The organism is Pseudonocardia pini (assembly GCF_013870575.1).
Taxonomy (GTDB): Bacteria; Actinomycetota; Actinomycetes; order Mycobacteriales; family Pseudonocardiaceae; genus Pseudonocardia; species Pseudonocardia pini.
Map to the genome: position 1 here is coordinate 1 of NZ_JACBXB010000125.1, position 9876 is coordinate 9876.

At 71.0% G+C, this 9876-nt stretch carries 10 protein-coding genes and 1 pseudogene; 7 read left to right on the forward strand and 4 right to left on the reverse strand.

Features of this window, described 5'->3' with window-relative positions:
* Positions 1–312 (forward strand): annotated as a pseudogene (locus H5J29_RS10215) (branched-chain amino acid ABC transporter permease); the annotation flags it as partial.
* A 36-nt stretch (positions 313–348) separates the two neighbouring features.
* Complete coding sequence (locus H5J29_RS10220) at positions 349–1650, forward strand: ABC transporter substrate-binding protein (RefSeq protein WP_246393715.1); 1302 nt, start codon at positions 349–351, stop codon at positions 1648–1650.
* A gap of 62 nt (positions 1651–1712) precedes the next feature.
* Here H5J29_RS10220 and H5J29_RS10225 read toward each other — a convergent pair whose 3' ends face one another.
* From H5J29_RS10225 to H5J29_RS10235, 3 genes are all read right to left on the reverse strand, one after another.
* On the reverse strand, positions 1713–2453 hold the full coding sequence (locus H5J29_RS10225) for a DUF3152 domain-containing protein (RefSeq protein WP_181780690.1): 741 nt from the start codon (positions 2451–2453) through the stop codon (positions 1713–1715).
* 79 nt (positions 2454–2532) lie between these two features.
* A complete protein-coding gene (locus H5J29_RS10230) occupies positions 2533–2703 on the reverse strand; it encodes a hypothetical protein (RefSeq protein ID WP_181780691.1) in 171 nt (56 codons plus the stop codon).
* A gap of 93 nt (positions 2704–2796) precedes the next feature.
* Entirely contained in the window at positions 2797–3543 is a 747-nt protein-coding gene (locus tag H5J29_RS10235; RefSeq protein ID WP_281375924.1) for a GntR family transcriptional regulator, read from the reverse strand.
* Between the two features lie 217 nt (positions 3544–3760).
* On the opposite strand from H5J29_RS10235, the gene H5J29_RS10240 reads away from it, so the two are divergent.
* From H5J29_RS10240 to H5J29_RS10255, 4 genes are all read left to right on the forward strand, one after another.
* A complete protein-coding gene (locus H5J29_RS10240; RefSeq protein WP_181780692.1) occupies positions 3761–4636 on the forward strand; it encodes a Cgl0159 family (beta/alpha)8-fold protein in 876 nt (291 codons plus the stop codon).
* Positions 4637–4690: 54 nt separating this feature from the next.
* Positions 4691–5695, forward strand: a complete 1005-nt coding sequence (locus tag H5J29_RS10245) for a substrate-binding domain-containing protein (RefSeq protein WP_181780693.1) — start codon at positions 4691–4693, stop codon at positions 5693–5695.
* Between the two features lie 88 nt (positions 5696–5783).
* The gene (locus H5J29_RS10250; protein WP_181780694.1) at positions 5784–6854 is read left to right on the forward strand and encodes an ABC transporter permease; all 1071 of its coding nucleotides are present in this window, start codon (positions 5784–5786) and stop codon (positions 6852–6854) included.
* A 9-nt stretch (positions 6855–6863) separates the two neighbouring features.
* On the forward strand, positions 6864–7679 hold the full coding sequence (locus H5J29_RS10255) for an ATP-binding cassette domain-containing protein (RefSeq protein ID WP_181780695.1): 816 nt from the start codon (positions 6864–6866) through the stop codon (positions 7677–7679).
* A 221-nt stretch (positions 7680–7900) separates the two neighbouring features.
* Here the strand turns inward: H5J29_RS10255 and H5J29_RS10260 are convergent, their stop codons facing one another.
* Positions 7901–8929 carry a LacI family DNA-binding transcriptional regulator gene (locus H5J29_RS10260; protein ID WP_312858143.1) on the reverse strand — a complete coding sequence of 343 codons (1029 nt, stop codon included), beginning with the start codon at positions 8927–8929 and terminating at the stop codon, positions 7901–7903.
* Positions 8930–9012: 83 nt separating this feature from the next.
* Between H5J29_RS10260 and H5J29_RS10265 the strand changes: the two genes are divergently transcribed.
* The coding region (locus H5J29_RS10265) for a phytanoyl-CoA dioxygenase family protein (RefSeq protein WP_181780697.1) at positions 9013–9876 on the forward strand (864 nt) is incomplete at its 3' end.

The window sequence follows — 9876 nt, forward strand, 5'->3', positions numbered from 1 at the left end:
CTCGCCGCCCCCTCCGGCTTCACCATCGTGCTCTCGATCGGGCTGCTCACCGCCGTCGTGGTGGGCGGGCTCGGCAGCCTGCTCGGCGCGGTGCTGGGCAGTGCGCTGCTGGTGTTCCTGCCGCCGGGCGTGACGAACCTGGGCGCGTCGGCCGGGCTGACGGACGTCCAGTCCGCCCAGCTCGCCCCGTTCGTCTACGGCGCGGTGCTCGTGGTGGTCATGCTCGTCGCCCCCGGCGGGGTCGTGGGCACGGTCCGGAGCCGCCTGGCGGCGCGCCGGACCACATCGACGTCGGACGAAGGGAGGCCCTGAATGGGCAGGTCAGGACGGGGGCGTGCACTCGCGGCGATGGCCGTCGGGGTGGCGCTGGTGCTCGCGGGCTGCGGGGCGGGCGGCAGGCCCGCCGAGGGTGGCTCGGGCGGCGGCTCCGATCCCGGGGCGACGACCGGGCTCACCGCCGACTCGGTGAAGGTCGGCGCGCACTTCCCGCTGACCGGGGTCGCCGCGCCGGGCTACAGCGAGATCCCCACCGGCGCGAAGGCCTACTTCGACTGGGTCAACGCGAAGGGCGGCGTGAACGGCAGGCGGATCGACTACATCTTCCGCGACGACGCCTACAACCCCACCCAGACCAGCCAGGTCGTGAACGAGCTGGTGCTGCAGGACCAGGTGTTCGCCGTCCTCGGCGGGCTCGGCACCCCCACGCACAGCGCCGTGCTGGACTTCCTCAACGCGGAGAAGGTGCCCGACCTGTTCGTGTCCTCGGGCTCGCTGCTGTGGGACCAGCCGGACAAGAACCCGATGACCTTCGGCTGGCAGCCGGACTACGAGGTCGAGGCGAAGATCATCGGTGACTACATCGCCAAGACCTACCCGCAGGCGAAGGTCGGCCTGTTCCTGCAGGACGACGACCTGGGCCGCGACGCCGAGCTCGGCGCCCGCCGGTACCTGGACAAGCAGATCGTGAACGCCCAGCGCTACACCCCGGGCAACACCGACATCGGCCCGCAGATGGCCGCGCTGCAGGCCTCCGGCGCCGACCTGGTGATCGGGTTCAACGTCCCCTCGTACACCGCGCTCACCCAGCTGCAGGGCCAGCGGCTGAACTACAAGCCGCAGTGGGTGTACTCCAACATCGGCGCCGACCCGGTGCTCGTCGGGTCGCTGCTCGGCCGCTTCTCCCAGGGCGCGGTCACCGACACCTCGCTGCTGGAGGGCATGATCACGACCGAGTACCTGCCGCGGGCGGACAACCCGGCGGACCCGTGGACCGCGGAGTTCGCGAAGATCTGGCAGGCGAACGGGGACGGCGGGGCGCTGTCCAACTACCGGATCTACGGCATGTCCCAGGCCTACGCGTTCGTCCAGACCCTGCAGGCCGCGGGGCAGGACCCGACCCGGCAGACCCTCGTCGAGGCCGTCGAGCGGGACGGGAAGGCGATGGAGGGGCCGTGGCTGGCGCCCTACCGGTTCGCCGCGGACAAGCACGGCGGGATCGCGGGCGTGAAGATCACGCAGGTCACGGGCCAGACGACCAAGCAGCTCACCGGCGTCCGGACCACGAACAACGGCGACGCCCCGGTCACCGACCTGAACACACCGGAGTCACCCGTGCCGCCGGACGCCATCCCGGCGGCCCCCCAGGGCTGACGAGCGAACGGCACTCTCGCTCAGACCTAGTGAGCGAGAGTGCCGCTCGCTCATCGCGTCATTCAGGGGTAGGGCCAGCTGTTCGGCGCGCAGCCGTCGAGGCCCAGGGTCTGTTGCTGCATCACGGGGGCGGGCCGCCCCGGGCCGGGGCACCGCTGGTGTCCGTGGCCCAGGGCGTGCCCGACCTCGTGGTTGACGACGTAGCGCCGGTATGCCGTGGGGTCGGCGGCGTACTCCTCGGTGGCGTTCACCCAGCGGTAGTGCGTGAGGACCGCCCGGTCCCCGGTGCGGCAGGACAGCTTCCCGTAGGTCTCCAACGGGCGGCACAGTCGACGCGAGGTGTCCGGAGTGGCCAGGACGAGATGGATGTCGACATCGGCGGAGTCGGTGCGCGCGAAGGACATCGCGCCGCCCGCACCCCAGCTGCGGGGGTCGTTCAGCACGCCGAGGACGAAGGTGGCGAAGCGCTCGCCGTCGACGGGCACGCCCTCCTCGACCTCGACCCGGACGGTGCGCACCGGACCAGGGCCCGGGGCGGGCGTGGAGCCCGGCACCGGGACGAGGTTCCCGCTCCCGGACTGCGGCACGTCCCGGCTCAGCAGCCCCGCGTCGACGTCCGCCTGGGTGAGCCCGGGCGGGAGGGCGGGCGTGGTCGGTGGGGGACTCGGCGTCGTGCTCGGCGACAGCACGGCGGTCGGCGTGCCCTCCCCCACCGGCGTCTCGACGGGTGGGGGTGTCGGCTGCGCGGTGCAGCCCGCCACGAGGGCGAGCAGCAGCAAGCCGACCAGCGCAGTTCTCCGCACCCGTCGACCGTGTCATGCCGACGGGTCGGACGCTGCCCGACGCGGCCCAGCCGTCACGCAAAAGTCACCCGTGACGCGCTCAGGCCGCGTTGCTGCCCTCCAGCTCGGTGATCACGCGGAGCGCGGCGTCCGGGTAGTCCGCGACGAGGCGCGCCACCATGTCGTCCCGGCCCTCCGCGACCGCCTCGTTCACCGCCGAGACGTACTCGTCCCGCAGCAGCCGCAGACGCGCCCGCACCAGCTCACCCATGCCGTTCCCTCCGTGGAAAGTCTCTCGCCTGTCCAACGGCGGCGACGGGTCAGTCGTTTCCGCTCCCGACGCAGGTCACAACCGCCGCCGGGGTCAGGAGGTCAGGTTCAGCTCGAAGGAGTAGCGGGAGGCCCGGTAGAGGTGCGAGCCGTACTCCACCGCCTTGCCCGCCGCATCCCACGCGGTGCGGGTCATGGTGAGCAGCGGGGCACCGCGGGTCTCGTCGAGGATGCGCGCCTCGGCCGCCGTGGCGGAGCGGGCGCCGACGACCTGGTTGGCCATCCGCGGCACGAGCCCGGCGGCCCGCAGCAGGTCGTAGAGGCCGCTGCGCTCGAGGTCCTCGCGGCGCAGCCGCAGCAGGTCGACCGGGACGGCGTTGTGCATCAGGGCGAGGGGCTCGTCCCCGGCGTAGCGCAGTCGCTCGATCCAGGTCACCTCGGAGCCGAAGGGGAGGCCGAGCGCCTCGGCGATCTGGTCCGGGGCGGGCCGCACCTCGAACTCACGGATCTCGGTCCGCGGCGACTGCCCGCTCTTGAGCAGGTCGTCGTACAGGCTCGTGAGCTCGACCGGGCGCCGGACCTTCGGGTGCACGACCTGGGTGCCCACGCCGCGCTTGCGGATCAGCATCCCGCGTTCGACCAGGTAGGAGATGGCGCGGCGCATCGTCGGCCGGGAGACGCCGAGCCGGTCCGCGAGCTCGACCTCGTTCTCGAGCCTGCTCCCGACGGGGATGTCGCCCTCCTCGATCTGCTGCTGCAACCGGGTCGCGACCTGGAAGTACAGCGGAACGGGACTGGTGCGATCGAGTGTGACGTCCGGGACCAACGCTCCGCCGCCCATTCGGTCCACGCGCCACTACCCCTCTCCATGTCCTGACAAACTATGTCAGGACAAAGTGTTGACGTACTGCCCAGAGAAGCGTACACCTATCGCGGTGTTCGGAGTCACAACGAATTCGATCACACCGGACGGCAACGGTTGCCGACCGGGCTCCGGCGGAGGGACCTCGTGGCGATGCGGCTCGTGAGACCCTGTGGTCGACCCGTTGGTCGGCACAGTGCGTGAGGCGGTCCTGACGGACCTCGTACGCACCCGGGCGCGCCGCCCGGACGCGGTGGCCGAGGCCGCCGCGAACCGGCGCAGGCCCGGCTCGCTCCTGGGCGAGCACGGCCGACTGATGATGGTGGCGGCCGACCATCCCGCCCGCGGCGCGCTCGCCGCCGGGAACCGGCCGTTCGCGATGGCGGACCGCGCCGATCTGCTCGACCGGCTCGCGCTCGCGTTGTCCCGCCCCGGCGTCAACGGGGTGCTCGGCACGCCCGACGTACTGGAGGACCTCCTCCTGCTCGGCGCGCTGGACGACAAGGTCGTCATCGGCTCGATGAACCGCGGCGGCCTGGCGGGCACCGCGTTCGAGATCGACGACCGCTTCACCGCCTACGACGCCGCGAGCATCGCCGCGGCGGGCTTCGAGGGCGGCAAGATGCTGGTCCGCATCGACGCCGACGACGCGCACAGCGTCTCGACGCTCGAGTCCTGCGGGCGTGCGGTGTCCGAGCTCGCGGGACACCGACTGATGGCGATGGTCGAGCCGTTCCTGTCCCGTCGGGTCGACGGCAGGGTGCACAACGAGCTCACGGCCGACGCCATGACCCGGGCGATGACCGTCGCCGCGGGCCTGGGCACCACCTCGGCCTACACCTGGCTGAAGGTGCCCATCGTCGAGGACATGGAACGTGCGATGGCGGCGACCACGCTGCCCGCACTCATCCTCGGCGGCGAGGTGGCGGACGACCAGGAGGCCACCCTCGCCCGCTGGAGCAAGGCACTCGCCCTGCCCACGGTGCAGGGACTGGTCGTCGGCCGGTCGCTGCTCTACCCACCGGATGACGACGTCGCGGGGGCCGTCGACGCCGCGGTTCGGCTGCTCTGACACCCACGGCAGACCGCACCACACTCATCGAAGAGATGTTCGGAAAGGACAACGATGTTCCGTACCGGTAAGCGGACGATCGCCCTCGCGGCAGCGCTCGCGGGTGCCGCACTGGTCGCCGCGGGATGCAGCAGCTCGGGCGGCGCGCAGACGACCTCGGGCGGCGAGGCCGCCTCCGGCGGTGGCGCGGTCACCGGCGGCAAGAACTACGTCATCGCGATGGTCACCCACGAGCAGGCGGGTGACACCTTCTGGGACAAGATCCGCGCGGGCGCCCAGGACGCCGCGGCCACCCACGGGATCGACCTGAAGTACTCGAACAACGAGAACGGGCCGGACCAGGCGACCCTGGTGCAGAACGCCATCGACTCCAAGGTCGACGGGCTCGCGGTCACCCTCTCCAGCGCCGACGCCGTCGTCCCGGTGGCGAAGAAGGCCGCCGACGCGGGCATCCCGGTCGTCGCCTTCAACCAGGGCATCGACGAGTACAAGGACGCCGGCGCCAAGATGTACTTCGGCTCGGACGAGACCCTCGCGGGCCAGACCGTCGGCCAGAAGATCACCGCCGAGGGCGGCGGCAAGACCCTCTGCATCATCCAGGCGCAGGGCTCGGTCGCGCTCGAGGCCCGCTGCGCGGGCGTGAAGAGCGGTTTCGCCAACACGGAGAACCTGCAGGTCAACGGTGCCGACCTGCCGTCGGTCCAGCAGACCATCACCGCGAAGCTGGCGCAGGACCCGTCCATCACCCACGTCGTGACGCTGGGTGCGCCGATCGCCCAGGCCGCGCTGCAGGCCGAGCAGAGCTCGCCGAACAAGCCGAAGATCATCACGTTCGACCTCAACCAGGACGTGGCGAAGGCGATCCAGGACGGGCAGGTCCAGTTCTCGGTCGACCAGCAGCCCTACGTCCAGGGCTACATGGCCGTCGAGTCGCTGTGGCTGAACCTGAGCAACGGCAACGACATCGGTGGCGGTCAGCCCACGCTGACCGGTCCGTCCCTCGTCGACAGCACCAACATCGACCAGATCCTGCCCTACACCACCGCGAATAAGCGCTGACGCGCTGACCCGGGGCGGCCGGCCCGATCCGAGAGGACCGGCCGCCCCGGGGTCCACCCTCGACACACCCAGGCCGTTGGAGCACCGAATGAGCTCACCCGTCGCGACCCCGCCGTCCCCACCCACCGAGTCCAGCGCGAAGCTCGAGCCCGTCCGCGTGCAGCGATCACTGGGTGCCCGTGTGCTCGGGCGGCCCGAGATCGGCGCGTTCGCCGCCGCCGTGGCGATCTTCATCTTCTTCTTCGCGATCGCCCCGCCCTTCCGCAGCGCCGAGGCGCTCTCCACCGTGCTGTACGCCAGCTCGACCATCGGCATCGTCGCCCTCGGCGTCGCGCTGCTGATGATCGGTGGCGAGTTCGACCTCTCGTCCGGCGTCGCGGTGACCGCCTCCGCGCTGGCCTCGGCGATGATCGCCTACCAGTTCTCGCTCAACGTGTGGGTCGGCGTGATCGTCGCGCTCGCGATCTCGCTGGCGATCGGGTTCCTCAACGGGTGGCTGCTGGTCAAGACCAAGCTGCCGTCGTTCCTGATCACCCTGTCGACGTTCTTCGTCCTCCAAGGTGTGAACCTCGGTGTCACCAAGCTGGTCACCGGCACCGTGGCGACCACGAACATCTCGGACATGGACGGGTTCGACTCGGCCAAGGCGATCTTCGCCTCCGACATCCCGCTCGGCTTCATCAACCTCAAGATCAGCGTCCTGTGGTGGATCCTGTTCATGCTCGCCGCCACCTGGCTGCTGCTGCGCACCAAGACCGGCAACTGGATCTTCGCCGTCGGCGGCAACCAGGACTCGGCCCGCGCGGTCGGCGTCCCGGTCGCCAAGGTCAAGATCGGGCTGTTCATGGGCGTCGGGCTGATGGCCTGGTTCCTCGGCCAGCACCTGCTGTTCAACTTCGCCAGCGTCCAGGCCGGGCTCGGCGTCGGCAACGAGCTGATCTACATCGTCGCCGCGGTCGTCGGCGGCGCCCTGCTCACCGGCGGCTTCGGCTCCGCCCTCGGGTCCGCCATCGGTGCCTTCATCTTCGGCATGACCACCCAGGGCATCGTCTACGCCGGCTGGGACCCCAACTGGTTCAAGACCTTCCTCGGCGTCATGCTGCTGCTGGCGGTGCTGGTGAACCTGTACGTCAAGAACTCGGCCTCGCGTCGGAAATAGGAGAACCTGATGACTGACACGATCGCCGAACACGCCGCGTCCGACCTCGAGGTCGGCAAGCCCCTCGTCCAGATGGAGGACGTCGGCAAGGCCTACGGCGCGATCCGCGCCCTCGAGGGCGTCAACCTGACCGTCAACGCCGGAGAGGTCACCTGCGTCCTCGGGGACAACGGCGCCGGCAAGTCGACGCTGATCAAGATCATCTCCGGGCTGCACCCGCACACCGAGGGCAGGCTCCGGGTCGACGGCGAGGAGGTGCACTTCTCCTCCCCCCGCGAGTCCCTCGACCACGGGATCGCGACGGTCTACCAGGACCTCGCCGTCGTCGGGCTGATGGAGGTGTGGCGCAACTTCTTCCTCGGCTCCGAGCTGAAGAAGGGGAAGTTCCCGGGCGCCCCGCTCGACATCCCCGCGATGCGCGACATCGCGGACTCCGAGCTGAAGAAGATGGGCATCCACGTCAAGGACATCAACCAGCCGATCGGCACGCTCTCCGGCGGCCAGCGCCAGTGTGTGGCGATCGCGCGGGCCGTGTACTTCGGTGCGCGGGTGCTGATCCTCGACGAGCCCACCGCCGCGCTGGGCGTGAAGCAGTCCGGTGTGGTGCTCAAGTACACCGCCGCCGCGCGGGACGCGGGGCTCGGCGTCGTGTTCATCACGCACAACCCGCACCACGCCTACATGGTCGGGGACCACTTCATCATCCTGAAGCTGGGGCGCCGGGTGCTGGACAAGAAGCGCGCCGAGGTCTCGCTGGAGGAGCTCACCGCCGAGATGGCGGGTGGTCAGGAGCTCGAGGAGCTGGCGCACGAGCTGAAGCGCTGATCCCTGGCGCGGGGGGCTTTGCACGTTTCGTGCTCTCAGCGCTGCAAGATCACCGAAAGCGTGCGCTCAGCGTGGTGTCGACCGCGCTGAGCGCACGCTTTCGCTGATCATGGTGCAGGCGCCCGGCCATGATCGCGAGAAGTGTGCAGTCAGCGCGGCACCGACCGCGCTCACTGCACACATCTCGCGATCTTGCCGCGCTGAGAGCACGAAACGTGCGATCAAGAACGCGGCGGCCCGGTCGTCCGACGAACCGCGAGATAGGGATCCAGCACCACCTCGGGCCCCGCGCTCTCCCGGTCTCCGTCCAGCCGCGCGACCACGGCGTCGAGCGCGCGGGAGGTGAGGGCGGCGGTGTCCTGGCCGACCGTGGTGAGGCCGATGTGGGCGAGGCGACCGAGCGGCTCGTCGTCGTACCCGACGACCGACACGTCGTCCGGCACGGAGATCCCGGCGCGGGACAGGGCGTCGAGCAGGCCGACGGCGGTGCGGTCGTTGAAGGCGACCACCGCCGTGGGCAGCTCCCCCGCCGCCACCAGCGCCTCGGCCGCCGCGATGCCGGTGCTCTCGGTGCCGGTCGGGCCGGTCGAGTCCGTCGAGGGCAGCACCCGCGCCACCAGCCCGCGCTCAGCCATCGCCCGCTCGTACCCGTCGCGGCGGTCCTCGGCGATGGTGCCCACGCCGCCGTCGACGTAGGTGATCGCGCTGTGCCCCAAGCGGTGCAGGTGGTCCACGGCCAGGGCGGTACCCGCCTCGTCCGCCGTACGGACGACGTCCGGGCCGCGGGCCCCGTCGAGCCTGCGGCAGAGCACCACGAGCGGGACCGTGCCCGCGAGCTGCTCCAGCTCCGGCTGCGGCGCCTCCGGGCCGATCAGCACGAGCGCCTCGCAGCGCGAGTCCACCAGCGTCTCGACCGCGCGCGCCTGGCCGCGGCGGCGGGTGATCGTGGAGAGGACGACGTCGTAGCCCCGTTCCTCGGCGGCGTCCTGCAGGTGCTCGGCGACGTCGGCGTGGAAGGAGCTGCGGACGTCGATCAGCAGGCCCACCAGGCGGCTGCGCCGACTCGCCAGCAGGCTCGCGGCCCGGTCCGGGCGGTAGCCGAGCCGCTGCGCCGCCTCGAGGACCTTCGCGCGGGTCTCGGCGCTCGGGCCCGGGGCGCTGCGCAGCACCAGCGACACCGAGGCGGGCGAGACCCCCACGGCGGCGGCGACGTCGTCCAACCGCACGCGTCTCCCGGGTGAGGACGCCACGACCACCTCCTTGACACGATCATCCGCCACCCCGCACCATACTCGTACTTGAAGCGCTTTAAAGACCCTTCCGGAGGATCCCGATGACGCGTTCCGCTCGCCGTGCACCCGCATGGCTCGACCCGGCGGACGCCCAGGTCGAGGTCCTGCGCGCCGTCGTGGGGCAGCGGACGGACCCGGCCGATTTCCCGCACGCCGAGATCCGCTCCGGGGTCACCGTGTACCCGGCGGAGGTCCTGCGTTCCGGCCCGCGTCGTGAGATCCAGGCCGAGCTGGTGCGCGCGTTGCTGGAGGGCCCCGGGATCGTCGTCCTCGAGAACGCCTTCCCGGACCACGGGATCGTCGACCGGGCGACCGAGGCCTTCTTCCGGATCATCGCCGACCAGAAGGCCGCGGGCACCGCGGTGGGCGACCACTTCGCCGCGCCGGGGGCCAACGACCGGATCTGGAACGCGCTGGAGAAGCTCGCCGTCGCCGACCCGGACACGTTCGCCGAGTACTACGCCAACGACGTCCTCGCGCTGGTCAGCGAGGCCTGGCTCGGCCCGGCCTACCAGGTCACGAGCCAGGTCAACGTCGTCAACCCGGGCGGGAAGGCGCAGTCGCCGCACCGCGACTACCACCTCGGGTTCATGTCCCCGGCGGGCGCCGCGCGCTACCCGGCGCACCAGCACGCGCTCACCCCCGCGCTGACGCTGCAGGGCGCGGTCGCGCACTGCGACATGCCCGTGGAGACCGGACCCACCCTCTATCTGCCGCACTCCCAGAAGTACTCGCACGGCTACCTCGTGGCCGAGCACCGGGACTTCCAGGACTTCTTCGCTGAGCACCACGTCCAGCTCCCGCTGGCCAAGGGCGACGCCGCGTTCTTCAACCCCGCCCTGCTGCACGGGGCGGGCACCAACCGCTCCGCCGACGTCCGTCGGATGGCGAACCTCCTGCAGGAA

Bases quoted from the DNA above. Each gene is read 5' to 3' on its own strand.
- H5J29_RS10220 (WP_246393715.1), top strand. From the start codon at position 349: ATGGCCGTCGGGGTGGCGCTGGTGCTCGCGGGCTGCGGGGCGGGCGGC.
- H5J29_RS10255 (WP_181780695.1), top strand. From the start codon at position 6,864: ATGACTGACACGATCGCCGAACACGCCGCGTCCGACCTCGAGGTCGGC.
- H5J29_RS10230 (WP_181780691.1), bottom strand. From the start codon at position 2,703: ATGGGTGAGCTGGTGCGGGCGCGTCTGCGGCTGCTGCGGGACGAGTAC.
- H5J29_RS10235 (WP_281375924.1), bottom strand. From the start codon at position 3,543: ATGGGCGGCGGAGCGTTGGTCCCGGACGTCACACTCGATCGCACCAGT.
- H5J29_RS10250 (WP_181780694.1), top strand. From the start codon at position 5,784: ATGAGCTCACCCGTCGCGACCCCGCCGTCCCCACCCACCGAGTCCAGC.
- H5J29_RS10245 (WP_181780693.1), top strand. From the start codon at position 4,691: ATGTTCCGTACCGGTAAGCGGACGATCGCCCTCGCGGCAGCGCTCGCG.